Annotated in this window: 12 protein-coding genes and 4 pseudogenes; 4 read left to right on the forward strand and 12 right to left on the reverse strand. The window is 59.6% G+C overall.

The window, feature by feature from the left end; genetic code table 11:
- The 10 genes and pseudogenes from EN818_RS29565 to EN818_RS29620 all read right to left on the reverse strand — a co-directional run.
- The coding region (locus EN818_RS29565) for an NAD-dependent succinate-semialdehyde dehydrogenase (RefSeq protein ID WP_135906154.1) at positions 1 to 1,104 on the reverse strand (1,104 nt) is incomplete at its 3' end.
- Between the two features lie 308 nt (positions 1,105 to 1,412).
- Positions 1,413 to 2,870 (reverse strand): aminotransferase class V-fold PLP-dependent enzyme, encoded by a 1,458-nt coding sequence (locus EN818_RS29570; RefSeq protein WP_095522035.1) that lies wholly within the window; start codon positions 2,868 to 2,870, stop codon positions 1,413 to 1,415.
- A pseudogene (locus EN818_RS34015) lies at positions 2,807 to 2,953 on the reverse strand (IS5/IS1182 family transposase); the annotation flags it as partial. The pseudogene EN818_RS34015 and the gene EN818_RS29570, both read right to left, overlap by 64 nt.
- A 117-nt stretch (positions 2,954 to 3,070) precedes the next feature.
- The gene (locus tag EN818_RS29580; protein ID WP_236379299.1) at positions 3,071 to 5,152 is read right to left on the reverse strand and encodes an ABC transporter ATP-binding protein; all 2,082 of its coding nucleotides are present in this window, start codon (positions 5,150 to 5,152) and stop codon (positions 3,071 to 3,073) included.
- Positions 5,145 to 6,023 carry an ABC transporter permease gene (locus EN818_RS29585; RefSeq protein ID WP_095522034.1) on the reverse strand — a complete coding sequence of 293 codons (879 nt, stop codon included), beginning with the start codon at positions 6,021 to 6,023 and terminating at the stop codon, positions 5,145 to 5,147. The genes EN818_RS29580 and EN818_RS29585 overlap by 8 nt, the downstream gene beginning before the upstream one ends.
- The gene (locus tag EN818_RS29590; RefSeq protein ID WP_095522033.1) at positions 6,020 to 6,973 is read right to left on the reverse strand and encodes an ABC transporter permease; all 954 of its coding nucleotides are present in this window, start codon (positions 6,971 to 6,973) and stop codon (positions 6,020 to 6,022) included. Before EN818_RS29590 ends, EN818_RS29585 begins: the two co-directional genes overlap by 4 nt.
- A gap of 70 nt (positions 6,974 to 7,043) precedes the next feature.
- Positions 7,044 to 8,708, reverse strand: coding sequence for an ABC transporter substrate-binding protein (locus EN818_RS29595; protein WP_095522032.1), 1,665 nt, complete (start codon positions 8,706 to 8,708; stop codon positions 7,044 to 7,046).
- A gap of 1,080 nt (positions 8,709 to 9,788) precedes the next feature.
- Positions 9,789 to 10,895: a serine hydrolase domain-containing protein gene (locus tag EN818_RS29600; RefSeq protein WP_189523979.1), complete on the reverse strand. Its 1,107-nt coding sequence runs from the start codon at positions 10,893 to 10,895 to the stop codon at positions 9,789 to 9,791.
- A 1,549-nt stretch (positions 10,896 to 12,444) separates the two neighbouring features.
- A complete protein-coding gene (locus EN818_RS29610; protein ID WP_095522030.1) occupies positions 12,445 to 12,918 on the reverse strand; it encodes an Lrp/AsnC family transcriptional regulator in 474 nt (157 codons plus the stop codon).
- 609 nt (positions 12,919 to 13,527) lie between these two features.
- A pseudogene (locus EN818_RS29620) lies at positions 13,528 to 13,778 on the reverse strand (transposase); the annotation flags it as partial.
- Between EN818_RS29620 and EN818_RS29625 the strand changes: the two are divergent.
- Both EN818_RS29625 and EN818_RS34020 read left to right on the forward strand, forming a co-directional pair.
- Positions 13,779 to 14,315, forward strand: a pseudogene (locus EN818_RS29625) (transposase).
- Positions 14,316 to 14,329: 14 nt separating this feature from the next.
- Positions 14,330 to 14,518, forward strand: a complete 189-nt coding sequence (locus EN818_RS34020; protein ID WP_236379313.1) for a transposase domain-containing protein — start codon at positions 14,330 to 14,332, stop codon at positions 14,516 to 14,518.
- A gap of 215 nt (positions 14,519 to 14,733) precedes the next feature.
- Here EN818_RS34020 and EN818_RS29630 read toward each other — a convergent pair.
- Positions 14,734 to 15,896 (reverse strand): annotated as a pseudogene (locus tag EN818_RS29630) (IS110 family transposase).
- Positions 15,897 to 15,996: 100 nt separating this feature from the next.
- On the opposite strand from EN818_RS29630, the gene EN818_RS34025 reads away from it, so the two are divergent.
- Together EN818_RS34025 and EN818_RS34030 are read left to right on the forward strand one after the other, a co-directional pair.
- Complete coding sequence (locus EN818_RS34025) at positions 15,997 to 16,524, forward strand: hypothetical protein (protein ID WP_236379305.1); 528 nt, start codon at positions 15,997 to 15,999, stop codon at positions 16,522 to 16,524.
- A complete protein-coding gene (locus EN818_RS34030) occupies positions 16,521 to 17,177 on the forward strand; it encodes a transposase (protein ID WP_245491316.1) in 657 nt (218 codons plus the stop codon). The genes EN818_RS34025 and EN818_RS34030 overlap by 4 nt, the downstream gene beginning before the upstream one ends.
- Positions 17,178 to 18,060: 883 nt before the next feature.
- Here the strand turns inward: EN818_RS34030 and EN818_RS29640 are convergent.
- A complete protein-coding gene (locus tag EN818_RS29640; RefSeq protein ID WP_128362974.1) occupies positions 18,061 to 19,890 on the reverse strand; it encodes a CocE/NonD family hydrolase in 1,830 nt (609 codons plus the stop codon).
- Positions 19,891 to 20,116 lie beyond the last annotated feature (226 nt).

Below are 20,116 nucleotides of genomic sequence, written 5' to 3' on the forward strand. Positions count from 1 at the left end.
GCCACCGGCTTCCACCGTCGCCCCCTTTGCCACGGCGTCGGCGACGTGCTCCAGTACTTTCTTCAACGCGTTCCGGTCGATGAGGGGGCCTGTAGTGACCCCTTCGGTGAAGCCGTCGCCGACCTTCAGATCGCGAACGCGCTCGGCTAGTTTCGCAGCAAAGGAATCATAGACACCCTCCTGAATATAGAAGCGATTGGCGCAGACGCAGGTTTGCCCAGCATTACGGTATTTGGAAATCATTGCGCCGTCGACAGCAGCGTTGAGATCCGCGTCATCGAAGACGATGAAAGGCGCGTTCCCCCCGAGTTCGAGGCCAAGCTTTAAGATCTGCTCTGCGCCTTGCCGCATCAGCAATTTTCCGACCTTGGTCGAGCCCGTGAACGTGAGCTTTCGGATCTTCTCATTTCCGCAGAATTCCTGACCGACCATCACCGCATCGGTCGTGGTAAGCACAGAAAAAAGACCGGGTGGCAGACCGGCGCGTTCTGCAAGGAGAGCCAGAGCGAGCGCGGATAGGGGTGTCTCAGCCGCAGGTTTTGATACTATACTGCAGCCGGCAGCGATCGCGGGGGCCATCTTCCGGGCAAGCATCGCATTCGGGAAGTTCCACGGCGTGATTGCCCCCACAACTCCAATGGGCTGCCTGATCACGATGATGCGCTTGTCCAGCTGATGACCTGGAATGGTGTCCCCGTAAACTCGCTTTGCTTCCTCACCGAACCACTCGACGTAGGACGCACCATAAAGGATCTCTCCCCTCGCCTCCGGCCATGGTTTTCCCATTTCCAAAGTGAGGATGGTGGCAAGATCATCGACATTCGTGACTAAGAGGTCGTAAAGCCTTCGCAGGACTACGGCGCGTTCCTTGCCCGTCCTCTTCGCCCAGTTCTTTTGGGCAAGATGAGCAGCCTCAATCGCCGACTTGACCTCCTCTTCACCAAGATCTGGAAGGGTTGCGAGCACTTTGCCGGTTGAGGGATTGGTGACCTCGAACGTGAGGCGCCTTGAACCTGCCGCTACCCACCGAGTCCCTACAAGAGCTTTATCCGTAACTAACGACTTGTCTTTCAACTTTGCTAGAACTGTTTCAGAAATTGACATTGGTTTCTCCGTCTCGGTGCGAGCCAAAGAGCCGCCGTATATATCTACCTAGGATAGAACTTAGCGCTCTATTGGACATTGGATTTTTTATGGATGGGCAGATTGCAGAAACGAAGAGTAATCTCCAGCACCGCTGAACGATCGTCACGGAATAGACCCCTCTCCGCACCTCTCAGAGGACGCCTCCCCATCCGACCCTGCGGTGAGGATGCGGCCACGAACGACCGGCGGCCGGCCTTCCAAGTACCGTGATTTCGGTTTTGCCATATCGACAATAAATCAGTATAAACAAAAGTTTAATCCCCGCTTCAGTCCGTTAGTTCGTCGGAATAGACCACGGCTGGAGAAGGAGCCCTGAAATCTTCGCACTGCACAGCTTCCACGGCTTTCTCAAGGTCATGCACCAGCAACGAGATATACTCATCTCGCAGCGGACCGAGCACCAATTGTATTGCCCCCGGCTCTTTCAGCAAGTTTATCTTCCAGCCATAATCCTTCATCTTGCTCGCAATCGAATATACGTCTGAGTAGTCGCTCCCTATTCCGACCACGTTGAGCTCAGCCCCGCCGACTATTTTCAAGCCAGGGCATCGTTCAACGAAAGACAATATGGCATCTCTCAGCTTGAGGATTTGACCCGCGCGGGAGAGGTATCCGTCCCGGCCCAGATAGCGCATGACCGCCCAAGCCGAGGCGATTGCACCCCCGTTACGCGTCCCAGTAAGAACCGGTGAACGATAAAGTCCAGCTGCCCATGTATCGAAGATGAAAGGTTGATGGCGGGCTACCTTATTTCTATAGAAAACGCCCGACACTCCCTTACCACTATAGCCATACTTGTGGAAATCAGCCGAAATTGAACTTACGCCGGGGACTCGAAAATCGAATTCGGGAACGTCTCGTCCGAGCTCGCGCACAAAAGGCGCCAAAAACCCACCAACGCAAGCGTCCACATGCAACCAAATCCCGTGTTTGCTGGCAATTTCCGCTAATTCTCGAACTGGGTCACAAACGCCATGCGACCAAGATGGCATTGACGCGAGCATCATGACTGTGTTTTCGCTAACTGCCTCGGACATTGCCGAGACGTCTGCGCGGAAATTTGCATCCACTGGAACGCGACGAATGGTATATCCCAAATATCGCTCGTATTTCTCGAATGTGGGATAGCCCGTCTGCGGAATGATTATTTCGGATCGAGCTATGTGAGGCCGTCTTTCTTTGGCGTTCGCTAGGGCAGCAGCAGTAGCGAGAAAGAGGCTCTCGGAACCGCCGCTGGTCACGGCGCCAGTTGCATCCTTTCCAGCGTGGAACAAACTAAGCGCCATCTGTATTAGATCGCGTTCAAATTTTACCACGGTCGGGTAGTTGTTGCCCTTCGTAAAAAAGGCAAGGTGAGCGGCCTTGGCAACTTCGAATGTGCCATCATCAAGCAGGAGCCCGCGGTCGTTGAGCCAACGATCTGGGAACGTCGAGCGCGGATCTGCGTCTTGTGAACGCAGCTGCTTTAGTTCTTGTTCGATCTCGTCCCGGGTCATTCCACTCTTTGGGAACGAATTGCTAATAGAAGTTTCAAATTGTTCGGCTTGCATGTTTAACTTCTCTTCGAATAGTGTTTGCATGGTAGGAATTCTAGCCAACCGCGTCCAATAAGTGTTTTTGTTTTCTGCCACCGATCGGAAAAGTCCTTCTTGGAATTGGCCTTGGCTTTCGAGAACTTCACCGTCCAGCGGGCATCGCGGTCCTTCTGGCGCAGCTTCGTCCATGTGTCCGGAACCTTGCCCGCCTTGATGTCGGCTTTCTCGGCGTCAGTGTTGCGCTCACATGGGCATTTCAGGATCGAGGGATCCTGTTTGCGTCGTTATCTAACCTACTAAATTCGGAGAGGGCTCCGATCGTTGTAAAACCGATACAATCGGGCCGGGCTTATTAGACTAGCTGTCCGCGGCTGGCACCTGGGCCTTCTTCATCCAAATCCGTTTTGACACGCTATGAGTTGGCTACTCGGCACCTCCTGCGGCGGCGTCGAGCTTTGGAGCCTGGCAAGTTCGGCATACGGGATATGACAGCGGATGGTGTGACCGGGCTGGGCCTCGGCCAGTGGCGGCACCTGTTCCTCGCAGATCGATCCGATTTTGCGCGGGCAGCGTGTGTGGAAGACGCAGCCTGATGGCGGGTTGGCGGCGCTGGGGATTTCACCGTCGAGACGAATGCGCGCCTTCTCGGTCTGATCGAGTTTTGGAACGGCCGACAGCAGCGCTTCGGTATAGGGATGATGCGGGCCGGAAAAGACGTCTTCCGACGGTCCGAGTTCCATGATGCGGCCTAGATAGAGCACGGCGATCTTGTCCGAGAGGTAACACACCACGCCAAGATCATGCGAGATGAAGATGTAGCTGACGTCTTCCTTCGATTGCAGGTCGACGAGCAGGTTGAGGATCGCCGCCTGTACGGACACGTCGAGTGCCGAGGTCGGCTCGTCGCAGACGACGATGCGTGGATCGCCGGCGAAGGCACGCGCAATGGCAACGCGCTGCTTCAGCCCACCTGACAATTGACGCGGCTTAACGGCCAGATGCCGTTCGGTGAGGCGCACCGAGCGGACGAGGTCTTCGAGGCGCGTCTCCAGCGCCTTGCCGGAGAGGCCGGCCAGCCGTTTCAATGCGCGGCCGAGGATGTGTCGGATCGAATGCGAGCGGTTGAGCGCTGAGTCCGGGTTCTGGAAGACGATCTGCATCGCCTTGACCTGATCGTCGCCACGGTTCTCCAGCTTCGGCGCCAGCGCCTTGCCCTCGAGCTCGATGGTGCCGCCGTCATCGGGCGGCACGAGGCCGAGCAGCAGCCTGGCGAAAGTGGTCTTGCCACTGCCGGACTCGCCGACCAGCCCCAGCGTCTCGCCGGGCCACAGATCGAGCGAGACGTCCTTGACAGCACGCAAGGGATGGCCATGGCTGGCATAGGTTTTGTTCAATCCCGCGACGCGCAGCACAGGTGCCGCCGCCGGCTTTGGTGCAGGCGCCACATCGCTGGGTGTGGCGCGCGGAAGGGCCTGCGCCTTGTCGTGATAGTGGCAACGCGACAAGCGCTTTCCGCGCTCGTCACTCAGATCGTAGAGCAACGGCAATTCGGTGCGGCAGCGCTCGTCGGCGAGCGCACAGCGGTCGGCGAAGGCGCAGCCCTTGATGTCGGCACCAATGCCAGGAAGGAAGCCCGGAATAGTATCGAGGCGGCCCTGGCCCTTGCGCTTGCCGCCGCTCGGCAGGCAGCGCAGGAGTGCTACGGTATAGGGATGGCGCGGGTCGTTGAAGACAACATCCGTCGGTCCTTCTTCCACCAGCATGCCCGCATAGAGCACGCCGACCCGGTCGCACATGTTGGAGACGACCGCGAGGTTGTGGCTGATGAACAGGATCGAGGTCGAGAGCTCTTGCCTGAGCTGTACGATGAGGTCCAGCACCTCGGCTTCGACGGTCGCGTCGAGGCCGGTGGTCGGCTCGTCGAGGATCAGCATCGACGGGTCGTTGGCCAGCGCCATGGCGATCGCCACGCGCTGCTGCATGCCGCCGGAAAGCTGGTGCGGATAGCGCTGCATCACGCTAAGCGGATCGGAGATGCGCACGCGGTTCAGCATGGCGATGGCGCGATCGGTCGCCGCCTGTCCAGTTATGCCGCCGAGCTCGAAAATCTCGGTCAGTTGCAGGCCAACGCGGATCGACGGGTTCAGCGCCTTGCCCGGATCCTGGTAGACCATGGAGACGCTTTCGGCCCGCGCCCGCCTGAGCGCCTCGGCGTCCAGCTTCATGACGTCCTTGCCGTCCAGCGAGATCGCGCCGCCGGTGATCGAGCCGTTCCTCGGCAGATAGCGCACCACGGTGAGCGCCACAGTGGATTTGCCGCAGCCGGATTCGCCGACCAGCCCGTAGGCCTCGCCTTGGCCGATGTTGAGGCTGAGATTGCGCAGCACCGCGCGGTTGCGCCCGGCAACACGGTAGGCAACGGACAAATCGTGCAGTTCGAGTGCGTTTTCAGCCTTTGCGGAGTTAGTCATTGAGCGCTCCATGGACGCCGTCGGCCACCAGGTTGACACCGATCACTAGCGAGGCGATGGCCAGGGCATCGAACAGCACCGTCCACCAAAAGCCACCACTGATCATGCCGTAATTGCTGGAGATCGACAGCCCCCAGTCGGGTGAGGGCGGCTGGATGCCAAAACCCAGGAAGGAGAGCGTAGCGACCGCGAAGATGGCGTAGCCGAGACGCACTGTCGTCTCCACCAGGATCGGTGGGATGACATTGGGCAGGATCTCGACGAACATCGTATACAGCGCGCGCTCGTGCCGAAGCTCGGCGGCGGCGACATAGTCGAGTTGGCGCTCGGTCAGCACCGCCGAGCGCACCGTGCGGGCGATGATCGGCGCGAAGCTCAGCCCTATGAGGACAACAACGGTGGCCGTGGAGGTGCCGAGCGCGACGATGGCGAGCAGCGCCAGGATGACACCCGGGACGGCCATGAAGGCTTCGAGGATGCGGCTGACGACATCGTCGACGATGCCGCGGAAATAGCCGGTGAGCAGGCCAAGTGCGGTACCCGTCACCGTCGCCAGCAAGGTCGCCAACGGTGCGACGGTGAGGATATCGCGCGAGCCGACGATGACGCGCGAGAAGACATCGCGGCCGATCTGGTCGGTGCCGAACCAGTGTTCGGTGGAAGGGGGCGCCAGGGCGTTGATGATGTCGTCGGCGAGCGGATCATAAGGCACAAAATGTTCGCCGAACAGCGCGCAGGGAATCCAGAACAGCACGATGGCAAGACCGACAAGGAAGGTTCGCGAGCGCAGCAGCGAGAAAAGGACTTCGGCAAGCGGACCGCGCTCGCGGGTATCGTCGGGGGCGGGGGAAGTGGTCTGGACGGCGCTCATTGATCTGACCCCAGCCGGATGCGCGGATTGAGCACGGAATAGAGAAAGTCAACGGAAAGCGTCGCCACGGCATAGACAATGCCGATGGTCAGGGTTCCCGATTCCAGCATCGGGAAATCCTTGCCGCGCGCGGCGGTGACGATCAGCGATCCGATACCCTGGTAGCGGAACAGCGTCTCGATGACGACGAGACCACCGATGAGATAGCCGGTCTGGGTGGCGATCACGGTAATGGTCGGCAGCAGCGCATTGCGCAGCACATGGCGCCAGATCACGGTGCGCCAGGGGAGGCCCTTCAGCACGGCCGTTCGCGTATAGTCGGAATCGAGCGCCTCGATCATGCCTGAGCGCGCCATGCGGGCGATGTAGCCGAACAGCACCAGGAACAGCGGCAGCGAAGGCAGGATCAGGTAGTAGAGTTGGGTGAAGAAGCCGGAGTCGCGCGGCCATGCCGCCGAGATCGGCAGCCAGCGCAGCCAGACGCCGAAGATCAGGACTAGGATGATGCCGGTGACGAATTCGGGCAGCACCGCCACCGACAGGCCGCCAAGACTGATGATGCGATCGAGTGGCCGATTGAGATTGAGTGCTGCAACGACGCCACTAAGAATGCCGATCGGCACAACCAGCACGAAGGCGACCGCCGCGAGCTTGATCGAATTGCCGAGCGCGTCGATGACGAAGGGCGCCACCGGCGAGCGGAAGATATAGGACGTGCCCATGTCGCCCTGAACGAAATTCCAGACCCAGGTCGCATATTGGGTGAGCAGCGGGCGATCGACACCGAGCGTGTGATTTAGCGTATCGACCGCGCGCTGGTCGGCGAAAGGTCCCAATATGGCGCGCCCGACATTGCCGGGCAGCACCTGGCCGCCTAGGAACACCATGACGCTGAGAAGGAACAGTGTGACGAGTGATAGAGCCAGGCGCCGGACAAGGAAGGAGAGAATGGCCTTATACTCCGGGTGGGGCCAGCCCCGGTGAGGAGCTAGCTGTTACACGATTGGCTTCGCTTTCGGTTCAGGCTTTCGACGCTTTATCGAGGAAAAGTTGCCCCATGGCCGTCGGCTGCACGCCTGTCACACCTTTCGCGGTTGGCACCAGTAGGTCGGAGAAATAGCCGAAGATGACCGGTGTTTCCTCGAGCAGCAGGTTCTGAATCTTGCCGGCCGAGGCCTTCTGCGCCTCGAGATCGAGAGCCGCAATGTAGCTGGACACGAGCGCGTCGTAATCCCTGTTCTTGAAATGCGCGGCGTTCCAGGTGCCGTCGCTTTTCAGCGGCGCGGCAAGCAAGACGTTCGGCACGCCGCGGTGAGCGTAGTCCGTGATGCCCATCACCGAATCCAGCCAGTTCGACTTGCCAAACACCGCATCACCATAATAGCGACCCTGGTCGAGGAGGTTCAGATCGAGATCGATGCCGATCTCCTTGACCCAGTTCTGGATGAGCTGCGCGTATTCGGGGATATCAATATAACGCTCGGTGGTCAGCGTCACCTTGAAGCCTTTGCCGGCGCCCGCCGCTTCCATGAGCTGCTTTGCCTGTGCGATGTCCTGCTTGCGTTGCGGCACGCTTGCATCAGTCGAGGGGTAGATTGGAGCAAATGGGCTGTCGTTGCCTAGTGAAGCTCGGCCCTTATGTAGGCCGGCGACCAGCTTGTCGCGATCGAGGCAGAGCGCAATGGCGCGACGTACGCGCGGATCCTTGAACGCGTCGGAATCACAGCGCATGTGAAACTGGTTATGCGCGGACGTCTTCGCACTTATGATATTAAAGTTCGGATCGTTAAGCAGGACAATGCCGGCTAGAGGCGATACCGCGTTCATCATATCGACCTGACCGCCCTGTAATGCCAGGATCTGCGACTGCTCATCATTGAAGAAGGTGAATTCGGTGCGCTCGGGCAGCGCCATCAACCCCCAATAGTTTTCGTTTCGGACGAAGGATGCGCCGACCTTTGGTGTGTATTTCTCCAACTTGAATGGTCCAGTGCCGTCGAAGCTCTTCTCGTAGTCGCCCTTGTAGCTGGCAGGCAGAATGATGGCATTGTAGTTGTCCGACGACAGCATGTAGGGGAAGTTGCCGTTCGGCGTGTCGAGGTGAAATTCGACCGTGTAATCGTCGACTTTCCTGGTGGCACCCTTCTGCAGGATTCCCTTGAACACCGACAGCGCATTGGAAGAACTCGCCGGATCCGCGAGGCGGTCGATGCTTGCGGCCACGTCGTCGGCCTTCATCTCGCCTCCACTGTGGAACTTGACGCCTTTGCGCAGCTTGAACGTCCACACCGTGCCTAGGTCGTTGGACTTCCAACTTTCAGCTAAAACCGGTTGCAGTACAAGGTCTGGACCGCCAACGCAGAGGTATTCTCCGGCCTGCTGCAACAAAACAAAACCAGTAAAGTCACTAGTGGTCACCGGATCGATTGTCGCCGTCGGTGCGATGCAGGCGACGCGAATGGTGGCGCCGGGCGTACCTTGGGCGCGAGCGAGCGAAGGCAAGCCGCCGAAACCCGCGACGGCAGTTATGCGGCCTAGTAGCGGCAGCGAAACACCGAGCAGGCTGCCATGGCGGATGAAGTCGCGACGGCTGACCCGGCCGTCGACCAGGCCATCGATGAGGTGATTTTCATGCGGCGAACGATTGCGCCGGATGAGATCGAGAATGCGATAGTTCTTATTCATGGGTTACCCCTTCCCCTATTTTCTTTTGCTGGCGAATGATCGACGAGATTCGTACGATTCTCCCTCACCCGGCCGTCAACGAGAGCTGTCGACCGGAGTGCTAGCACACGGTCTCACCCGGTCTGTCTGTTGCTGGGCGGCGGAAGGGCTAACCACGAGAAAGACTGTAATTTGCCCCGAGCCGGAAATCCGATGCTTGAATAAAGCTGCGACCGCATTGACAGCATCACCCTCCGACTTTTTTGGACTTTAGCATCAGGGGCAAAGTAGGGGTTGCTGAAGTTTGCCTCCAAAACGAAAAGATTTTCTGAGCTCGACTTTGCCCATTCCTGCAGGATAGCAGAGCGCGTGAGCCATACGCAGACAACGACATGACGGGGTCGTCATCGCGTGCGCTCCAACACCCACGGATTCTCGACCATTTCGAAATCCATCCGCACTCCGGCTTGCGCTTCCTCTCGCCATGCGAGTTCAGGGCGAAAGCCACTGGTGCTTAATGGAACTCGCTGCCTGTCCGGTCAAACGGGGCTACCTCCAGGACCCGGCCCTCCGGCCCTATGAGTTGACCCTCGACGTTATTTGCAAGACGTGCGGTGTCTACGATTAGGTTAATGCGTCGGCACCACCATCGAGTTGCCTAAGGCGCGACCGTCAACTAAAGATGACGAGATGAGCAAGTTTGGTAGCATCGATTACCGTATTCTCTGTGCACTCCAGAGAGGTTTCGGACTGCGGAGAAGATCGACACTTTGCAATGTGCGGGCACGAGATCGTGACTGCGCGAATTGCAACTTCGCCAAAAAAGAGGCTGTCGCGGAAGCTCGTTCGACGACAGCCAACCTGCCCTGGGAGGGTGGGGAACCGGGGTAACGCTCATGATCGTGTTTTAGTGATGAGAACGTCGCCCATCACTATGGGCAGTCGCACGTTCTGACACCGTGACGAGCAGCGCTCCGACGCCAGCCCTGCTCAGGCCGCCTTGGCGGAATAGCCGTGAGCAGCCTTCACCGAGCCCGGTGAAGACGGCAAGGCGTCTAGCGCAACCGGAGCAACGTCGAATTTCCGGTGCCGGCGACCAGCTCATTTTTCCGCAACAAGATCCGCTGTCATCTTCATCAAAGCAGCGCCAAATTCGGGGTCGCTGGCGGCTTTGTTCTCGAGGACACCGAGGTAGACAACGACGGTGCCCGTGTCAGGGTTCGCGAGCATATACTGCCCACCATAACCACTATGTCCGAACCACGTGCCGTCGGTGTACGTTTGACGGCTATAATGAAACCAGTCTAACGGCTTTGCCAGGGAAGGGCCGGGATTGCGGCGGGTCTCTTCGATGAAGGCGGCATCGCCGACGCGGCGGCCGTCGATACCCTCGCCCTTACGCGCAAAGAGCAGTCCATAGCGTGCGAGATCGCGGGCGGTGAGACAGGCGCCACCGGAGACAGCCGGTACACCTTCTCGGTCGCAGGTCATATGGAAGCATCCCTCGATGCCAGCCGCCTCGACGATCTCGATCAGCCAGTCGCGCAGCGGCCGGCCACTGGCCCGCTCAATGATCCAGCCAATGACGTCGCTGTTGGCCGACTTGTAGAGCGCCTCGCCGCTGCGATTCACGAGATCGTCTCCGGTAACGCCGCAGAGGAAGGAGCGAGCCGTCTCGTCCTTTTGACCCTCCGCCGGCAGGCGCCAGCCACCGGCGACGTCCATGTCGAAGGACGAAGTGTAGGGGTCGCTGTAGTCCTCGCTGAAGTCGTTGACGACGTTCATGTCTGCGACCGCCTTGACGGTCGCCTCAGCGTAGCCTGTACCGATCTCCGGCAGATAGGCGCCTACTCGCTCGTCGAGATCGACGAGGCCGTCGGCCACCGCGCGACCGAGCATGAGGTTGAGCGTCGTCTTGGTGATAGACATGATGGCGTGCGGCTTCTCGGGCCCGAAGTCCGGCGCATAGGCTTCGTAGAGGACGCGATCGTCGCGGACCACGACGAAGGCCGAAAAATGCGGCATGCCGAGGAAACGTGCGACGCCGGGACGCTCGCCAATAGTCCAGTCGATCTCCTTCCTGAGTGGCAGGACGCGGGGGGCGCGCAGCGACATCGAATAGAGCATCGTTGTGTGGATATTATGGAAGCCGTGGCGGCGGTGGTCGGGCAGATTCCAGCGCGCCGTGTTGTCGAACAGGGTGATCAAGTCAGGATTGGGGATCGACGGGACAGTCATGCGGTTGGCCTTTACAAGTTCGGGTTGTTAATAAGACTTAGGAGGAGTGCGCAGTGCGAAGCTCACCAACAAGTGCGCCAAGGCCAATTCGATCGATTGCATACTCAAAGCTGATGACGATGCCAAAGTTGCCCAAGTAGGCCGCAGAAAGAGGCCAGTGTCCGCGCCCGCGACAGCGTCAGCATCTTCATAGAACTCGATCACGACGTTCATACGCGGATTGACCTGGTCGTGCCCTCGCGGGCTAGCTGCGTCAATTCCGTGGGCGTCACTTCGCCCGCGCTCACGAGCGAGGCCAAAACCGTGGCATCGCACTCTACGTGTTCGCTCAGTCTCATTTCGGCCGCCCACCGATCCCACAAGGTTGCACGTGAATCGTTATCTACCGCACGCCTTTGGAGGAGCGCATTTTCGACGTCAGTACGGCTCATGCCTTTTCTCGGCAGCACCTCGTTGCCATTTGAAAACGCTGATCGCTTCCAGGATGCACCTTGCGAATACCCTGGTTCCTCAAGAGCTACCCCCGTCTCCATCATAGCTCGTCGCCCGCCAAAACTCCTTAAGGCTGACGTTAACATCGCAGGTTATGGAAGTGTTGCTGATTTATGCCCAGTTTGAGAAAACTCTTACTGAAGAGAAACAAAGAGTCGAAAAATAATTTTATGAGAGCCAAGCGGCTCAGCGCGCTGTTAGCCGTGGCTGATGGCTAAAAACGCTCCATACTTTCGAGCCCCACACGACGGCTACTAGCCGGTCAGAGGCGAGCAGATCGCTGGTGACGCGTGCCGCGCTTGGACATCTCGAATCGCCGAAACGCCCGGTTGCAACGTCTCAGCCACCGCCCGCGCCTTCTCGTCAGAACAGCGTCGCCGAAATTGCCGCAGTGCACCTTCAAGTCGTTCGGACACAGCCGCGACCATATGGAAGTTTAGGGATGTGTTGCAACGTTTTGATTACCGGCGTTGTGGCAGAAACCTCCGACCATTTTCGGAGGGCGCTATGTTCAAGCAACGCCTGATCTGCTTTGCTTGCGCTGGTACTTGGCCTCACATGGCTTCTTGTGGTCAAGGATCAAATTCAGCAACGTATGAGCAGAACTCCAGGACTCTATCGGCATCCAATGTCTGGGTCCGGTTGCATCCAACCGTCTTCGAGCACGATCAACCTCACATGCGGTCGCTGTTCAGTACGGCTGCACAATATCCCGTGTGTGGACGCCCTGTCGGATGCTTGAAGTTTTTTTCTAAAGGCGTGGTGCGCAGGTTCAGGTGCTTCCGTGTGTCCGACATGTTTGGATGCGGCCGGTCATCGACGCCAGGCGATGACCACGTGGGAAGCCATGAGTGCACGGCCTGCCTGAGAAGCGCGGTATCGGCCTCTCGCGGCCGCATTTCAAACAACGTGACAACGCCCGTTAATGATCTCCGGATCCATCGACCATTCCAACACTCTTGGCTTCTGCAGGTTTACCTCTATCGTTCCCATCAAAGACTAATTGGTCGAAACTACAGCACATTGATTATACCCCACTGTGAAAATGGACAGCCCGATCCTCTTTGGCAACCCGACTCACTACGTCGCTGAAATACCTTTCAACACCAAATTCAGGAGTTAGAAATCTCTCTGCGATCTCAGTATAGTGGTCAATGGAGGAAACAATAAATTTGATGTGGTAGTCAAATTGACCCATTACTTCGTAACATTCCATAACTTCGGGAATAACACACATATGGCGTTCAAAGAAATTTAATGCATCGCGATTTTGCCTCGATAGGACCACCTTAGCTAAAACAATCTGGATACTTTGCAACTTTTCAATCGCTATCTCTGCGATGTAACGACGTATGATTCCGTCTTTTTCGAGCTTTTTGACCCTCTGCCAACACGGCGACACGGAAATGCCGACCCTGTCGGCCAGGATCTTAATTGGAAGCCGGCCGTTTTCTTGGAGCACATCAAGAATCCGGTAATCCATGCGGTCTAGCTTGTTCATATCACTTACTCTAACCTACCTGAACGTTCCTTCCACAGTGCTGGCTATGTGCCGGCAGAGGATGCCGCGGCAATGCGTCGCCACCCTGCCACATTTGCCGAATGCAACAGCCCCTGCAACTGTGGGCTCACGAAAAAATGAGATAACGCACTATCTGTCGCGGCCTGAACATCAGCTTTGATGTTTCCATTGTCCTCTATTGTCTTACTGAGTCAGAAAGTCGCGGCTGCGTGGGATTCGCGCTGGTCGCGGATTTGTTAGGGTGCTGCCTGGTGATCATGGAAGCGCCCCGCCATGCCCGACTGGACAGCCGAGAGTGAAGCAGCATTCGACGGCGTTGTCACGTTGTTTGAAATGCGGCCGCGTAAGACCCACACCGCGCTTTTCAGGTAGGTCGTGCACTCACGGCTTCCCACGTGTCCATCGCCTGGCGTCGATGGGTTCGAATTTGTGCTGCAAAGCGGCTGGTCTGCGATGAGACGAGAGGTTTCGGACTGCGGAGAAGATCGACACGAAATGTTCCAATGAATTGGGCGCGTCTGGACGATCTCGTCGAGCATATATCCGCCCTGATCAACCGCTCTCGACAACCAGCATTTCCTTGAGGCCGCCTTCGTCACGGCCGGCAAAGAGAGCATTGCGGCGGTTCATGGCTGGACTTGTGATCGCGTTTTTGACGAGGTTGGGTCGATGTAGAGGCGACCGTCGTCCAGGAACAGCCGAAAGGCGGCCTGGCTGTTCAGCATACAGGCCATAGCCTCGCCGAGGTCGGACTTGCGCGAGACGCGCGGGGCGTGAGCTGTCAGCCAAGTGAAGAACTCGTCCACCAGCGGGCAGGACAAGTTCTGGCGGACAGCCCGGTGTCAACAGCGAGCGACCCGATAGCCCATTTTGCCGGTTTCAGCGGAATCCTGCCGGTCTACGGCTATGGCGGCTATCGTGTGCGGGCCGACAAGAGCGGCGTCGTGCTCGCCTTCTGCTGGGCGGATGTGCGCCGGCGCTTCTACGACCTCGCTGGGGCCGGTCCAGCGTCGATCGCCAGCGAGGCGCTCCAACGGATCGCGGAACTCTACAGAATCAGGACGACATCTGTGGACGATCGGCCGAGCAGCGCCGTGCCATGCGCCAGGATGAGAGCCCGCCGATCGTCGCCGAACTCTCGAGCCGTGGCTGCGCGAGAAGCTCGGTCCGATCAGCCAGAAGATTAAGCTCGCCGACGCCATCCGCTCACGCTTCCCCGTTGGGAAAGGCTCACGCGCTTCCTTGACGATGGTCGCATCGAGATCGACAGCAATGTCGTCGAGCGATCGATCCGCCCGATTGCGCTTAACCGAAAGAACGCGCTCTTCGCGGCTCCTACGGCGGAGCCGAGCATTGGGCCGTCATCGCCTCTCTGATCGAATCCTGCAAGCTGAACGACGTCGAGCCGCTCGGCTACCTCGCCGACGTGCTGACCAGGATCGTCAACGGTCACCCAAACAGCCAGATCGACGATCTCCTGCCGTGGGCCTACATCCCGGCTCCCGAGCTCCTGATGTCCGCAGTCAAGGGTTTAGACCGTAGAAGTGCGGCCGGTCGCGAGATCGGCTGTTCATTCTGATGGTCGCGCATGGATGGAGGCGGAACTGAAAGACGTCGGTGATCAAGCTCTGATGCGCGGGTTGGTTACCGCATTCTCGATTATGCGTCTGGGGCTGTTCCTATCTTAATTCGGGCGTCGGCCTTTGCCGGTTACAAACTGTCTGACGGACATTCCCCTGCCGTGGTCCCGGCTCCGCCCATGGGCGAGGATGTACCGCCGCTACGGCGACGGGATCAGGCCGCGCGCGCCTCCGCCGTGACAGCCCACATCAAGCCGGCCAGTTCACGGGCAATCGCGGTGCAGATCACCGTCGTCCGTCTGCCGCGCGCGGCCAGCTTTCGGTAGCGGGTCGTCGGTCGGACCTGGGCCTTCCATGCTATCTCACGCACGCGTGGCGGTGCCGCTCCAACTGGTATAGCTTCATCTTTCCGACCTTCGGTGGATGCCGATAGGTCCAGGCACTCTCGACCAGCATGTGCCGGACGCGGCCCTTTCCCCCCTTGTTGATGCCGCCGCGCCTGATCGTCTCTCCGGTCGATCGCTCGCTCGGCACGAGGCCGACATAGCCCATGAGCTGACGAGGGCTCTCGAAGCGGCCCACGTCGCCGACCTCGCTGGCGAACGTCACGGCGATAATCGGATTTACTCCACGCAATGCTTGCAGCGCCTGCACAAGAGGCGCCAGAGACCAGGCGGGAATGAATTCCCCGATCGTGCGCTCCAGGAGCTCGACCCGTTCTTTCGAGACGCCCACCGCTTCGACCATCTCCTGGAGCGCAATCTGATGTGCGGGATGATCGAAACGCTGCTCTTGCAGCCAGCGCAGGTAGCGCATCATCCCACTCGTATTGCGGGGATAGAGCCGACCATGCTTGAACATGAAGGCGCTCACTTGCTGGCGGTGAGCACGAAGCGTCTCGACCGCTGCAGCCCGAGCGCGAACAAGATCTCGCAGGGCCTCGTGGCTTTCGTCGGACACCCACACTCCTCCAGTCAATTCGCCCCCGCGTAGCAGTCGGGCGAGAGAAACGGCGTCTCGACGGTTCGTCTTCACCCGATCGCATCCGTGCCCGAGCGATCGGATCAGGCGATACCATAGCCGGTCGGGCCGGCCTCGTAGCAGAGCACACAATCAAACCTGCCCGGCGATCCGATGAATGACCACGCGCATGCTCGCGGCCGACGCCTCGACTTCGCCAAAGAAGCGAACTTCTCCCACCCGGCCCGCATCCGCAATCGCGATGGCGTTCCTCAGCTTGGCAACATCAATTTCGACAAATGCTTCCCTATAATCTGCCACGGCTCGTCCTCCTGTGATGAGGATCGGCTCGGCCCGCCCGAGCAACCCTCGGACGCGCAGTGTAGGGCGAGCCACCTCACCGGCAGAGGCGGACATACGGTCTTACGCGGCTACGATGGCGGCAGAAGCTATGGGGAGAGCGGCGTGGGCGTGAAATGGTGCCTCCGTTGTTCAATGAAACGGATGGATATGCCCCATGAGCCAAGTAAGTGACCTGAGCCGTTCCCTTGCTCCCTTTGATCAAAATACCACTCTGACGGTAGTCGTTGAACTGAGCGAGGCCAGCTGGCTGGTAGCTGGGTTGATTCCCGGAATTGAGCGCCAACCCGTAAAGAAGCAGGAGCCGGATCCGGTCGCGCTGCTGCGGCTGCTGGAGCGCTGGCGGTTGGAGGCAATGAAGGCAGGCAAGACGATTGGAAAGATTGCCCTCGCCTTTGAGGCGGGACGGGACGGCTTTTGGCTGGCGCGGTGGCTGCAGGCTCGCGACATCGCAGTGCATGTCGTCCATTCGACGAGTGTCGCCGTGTCACGCGAGCATCGTCGAGCGAAGACCGATCGACTGGATACGGCGATGCTTATGCGGTGTTGGTGGGATGGCTGCGTGGCGAGCGCGGACACTGCCGGATGGTCGCTATCCCAACGCTCGAGCAAGAGGACGCCAAGCGTCCGAGCCGTGAACGGGAAGGTCTGGTCGGCGAGCGCACACGGATCATCAACCGAATGAAGGCGAACTTGGCCCGGCTCGGCATCCGCGGGTTCAAACCGGCGTTGCGCAAGGCGCCGCAACGGCTCGCCGCGTTACGCACACCGGAGGGTGTGCCGATTCCACCTAACACGCTGGACGAGATCCGACGTGACATGGATCGGCTCGCTGTGGTGCGCGAACAGATCAATGCGATCGAAATGGCCCGCATCGAGCGGCTGGAAAAAGCGCCTGCGGCAGGGCCACACGCTATGGTGCGCCTGTTGGCCCGCGTCGTCGGCGTGGGAATGGAAACTGCAGACATGTTGGTTCAGGCAGACATGTTGGTTCAGGAGGTGTTGTCCCGAAACCTTCGAGACCGGCGAGCCGTGGCCCGTTACGTTGGCCTCACGGGTTCGCCCGACGAGAGTGGCAAGAGACGACGAGAGAGAGGATTGGCCAAGGCTGGCAATGCCCGCGCGCGTCGCGGGCTGATCCAACTTGCCTGGCGGTTCTTGCGATTCCAGAGCGACAGCGCGCTTGCGCAATGGTACCGATCGCGGACTGGTGGCCCGAAGGGTGCGCGCAAGACAACAATGATCGTCGCACTCGCCCGCAAGCTGCTCATCGCGCTTTGGCGCATGGTCACCATCGGCGAAATCCCGGCGGGCGTCGCGCTGCGGCAGACAATCTGAATACGCGACATGGTCGTCGCGCGGCGGATCGACTGTCGCGACGAGTCGAAGCGTAGCGATTCGAGGTGGCGGTGACCCGAACAACTCCATGGCTCCAATGCCGTCGGCAGAATGGGCCCGCCGCCTCGGAGCCTTGCTGCCGAAGCCATTTACTGCTTCATGGTCGGGATCCCCTGCGGATCCGACCGAATACAAGGTCGCGGCGCGATGCTTTGCGCCCCAAGGCAGGCTCCCCTCGAATTGCTCACCTGTTCCCGATCCGGGTTCACGCCCGCCTCGCTCTCGCGGTCGACCGCCCCGCTTTTGGCCCAGGCGCCGGCTGTCGAGAAACTCAAGGAAAAGATTGCTGAGAGCCACACCAAGAACTTGACAGAAAAATCCCCATACAAGGAGTTGTAGCGTTGTAGCCGATGCGAGGCCCGATACGCCGTGCAAGTCTCGACACGGCCGCCGATAGCGGCCGTCCGCCACGCCATGATCGCGCTCATAACACGACGCTCAGCCTGGCCCAGAGACCCAGACGGCGGTCATGCTGCGGGATGTAACCCTCGGCGTGGTGGCGCAGGACATCTGCGAGTCTTGGCGGGAGCGAGCTGTGTGGGGAGCGGGCTCGCGCACGACCCGCGACCGACCTCAGCCGGGCGGCGTGACGTCCAGGGTCAGGCGATCGAGCGGGCGCCGTCGCCCGGATGACGTGGGTCGCCAACATGCGTGTAGCGCGCCCTCGACAATACGGGAGTCGTGGAGAGAACGCCGAACGCGATAGCACGTCATCGGGAGGCAAGACGATCCTAGTTGGGCGGTTTCGCGGACATCGTCTGTCTGTCAGCGGCTTCGCGGCAAGATAGCTCATCCCGCTCGGCGCCAAGAGCCTGAAGATTACTCAACTCGCGATGATCGGCAAGTCGATGTAACAACCGACCGCGCCACGATGAAATTTGAGCAACGGCGGCGCGCCGTCGGCGGGAACATTGGCAAATGTGGTCTTGTCGCTGCCAGCAAGACACACCCTCAGACGGTATCCCGCCGGGAGGCGGGCGGAGATGGGATGCAACGAGAAGGTCAGGATGGCGGGCTCGCCCGGAATGAGCGGTTCGGCGTCGCGTTTCAAATAGCTATGCTGGGGTCCAAGCGCGCTGAACGGTGAGTCGGTCCACACCTTCCGGTGCAGGGCGCGCAACTGGCCCTCCGTGAGATAACAGGATACGCCATCCGGCTTGACGGCTTCGAGATAGACGAAAAAGGCGCCGTCCTCGCGGGTCGAGGTGATGTTCAGGTGCACGACAGGATGTCCGGTGATCTCGAGTTCGCTGTTCAACGGATCGCTGGTGTAGCCGAGGCGCACCCCGTCAAGCTGCCGCCGATCTCCGTAATCGACCTTTCCCGCGCCGCCAGTACTGGTGGCCCACCGGTTTGAGGGAACCTCTCCCAGCGCAGGATCGACCTGGAACGAGTCGAACCCCGATTCGTCGGGCGACGAACTCAGCCGGGAACCACTTGCCATGTACCACCGTTGGCGGGTAGCCGGGAGCGGCCACACGCGGGTCGATTTCCAACCCTCCCCAAGAGTGTAGTAATGGAGGATCTTCCCTTGCTCGCGGGCGGCATGACCGTTGAAGCACAAATCCGCGAAGCGGACGTCATTTGCGTCCTGGGTCGGCGGCGTTGGAGGGATCGCTTCCCGATCAGCGCGGAGGGGATCCCAAGGAGAATCGCCGCCGTGGTTCCACGGACCGATGATCACGTTCATCGGATTTGACTGCCCCACGAAACGGCGAACGGCTCCCTGCGCTGTGCCAGCGTCGAACCAGCTCGCCCAGTTTTGGATTGGGGCGCCTGAGCGAGAGACCCGATCCGCTGCTTCCATGACGCTCCAGTCGAGCATGGACGCTTCGCCCCAGGCCGCGAGGCGATCGTCCTTGAACGTCACCTGCTCGAGACCCTCCCAGACGGGTGGCACGGACTCATGATCGCGCAGGGCCGCCGCAAGGTCCGCGTCGCCGCCCGGCCCGACGGGACGAACGCCGGGCGACGGTCGGCGCTCGCCATCCCCGCTGACGAGCATATTTAGGTCCAGGTTCTTGCTGAGGCTGCCCCAGAGTCGCGCGCCGGAGACGGCGGGGATTCCACTTGGAAGCCAGACATATTCATAGGGATCGTAGGAAGCAAACCGCGGTATGATGCCTTTCATCGCCGGATGGTTCCGCTCCGCCATCCATTCCGCGGTGTTGGCGGTATAAGACGAGCCATAGCCGACGACACGACCCGTGGACCAGGGCTGTGCAACGATCCAGTCAAGCACCTCCGTGAAGTCCAGTGTCTCCTCACGCCAGCAGGGATAAGGCCACACGCCGAAAGATGCACCAGTGCCGCGAACATCACCTACGACCACGGCATAGCCATGCGGCACAAACCGGCCGGCCTCGCGGTGGGGCGGGTCTCCCTTGATGCCGCGCCAGTAGCGCGTCATCACCAAAATGGTGTCGCGCTTTGTGTTGGCTTCGTCGCCCATGGGGCGGACGATATCCAACGCAAGCCTTACGCCGTCACGCATGGTCACGTACAACGATTCCAGCGGACCGAGCTTGGATCGCCCCGCAGCGGTGCCATAGAGATCTAGGCGAAAGATGGAGTCTTGCGTCTGCCCACAATCGATGCCCGTTTCCGAGCAGCTATCGAGCTGAGTTGCGGCACATTCCTTCGATTCACTCATCAATTTGCTCCGGTCGAGCGCGAATGGCACAATGCCCTCATTGGGATTTTACCCGTAAATATTCTGGCTCGGCGGCCAAATGTCAGTGGTCCCGATGCCAAATTGCAGAATCGTTTTGTAAGTCTGAGACCCACAGCTCTCCTCGGTCTGGGTGCTCACGTCCTGGCGACCATAGTGGCCGTGAGCGTAGGAATCCGGGAAGACCTTCTCCCATGCACCAAGGCCT

Origin of the sequence: Mesorhizobium sp. M3A.F.Ca.ET.175.01.1.1 (assembly GCF_004791945.1) — a bacterium.
Classification (GTDB): Bacteria; Pseudomonadota; Alphaproteobacteria; order Rhizobiales; family Rhizobiaceae; genus Mesorhizobium.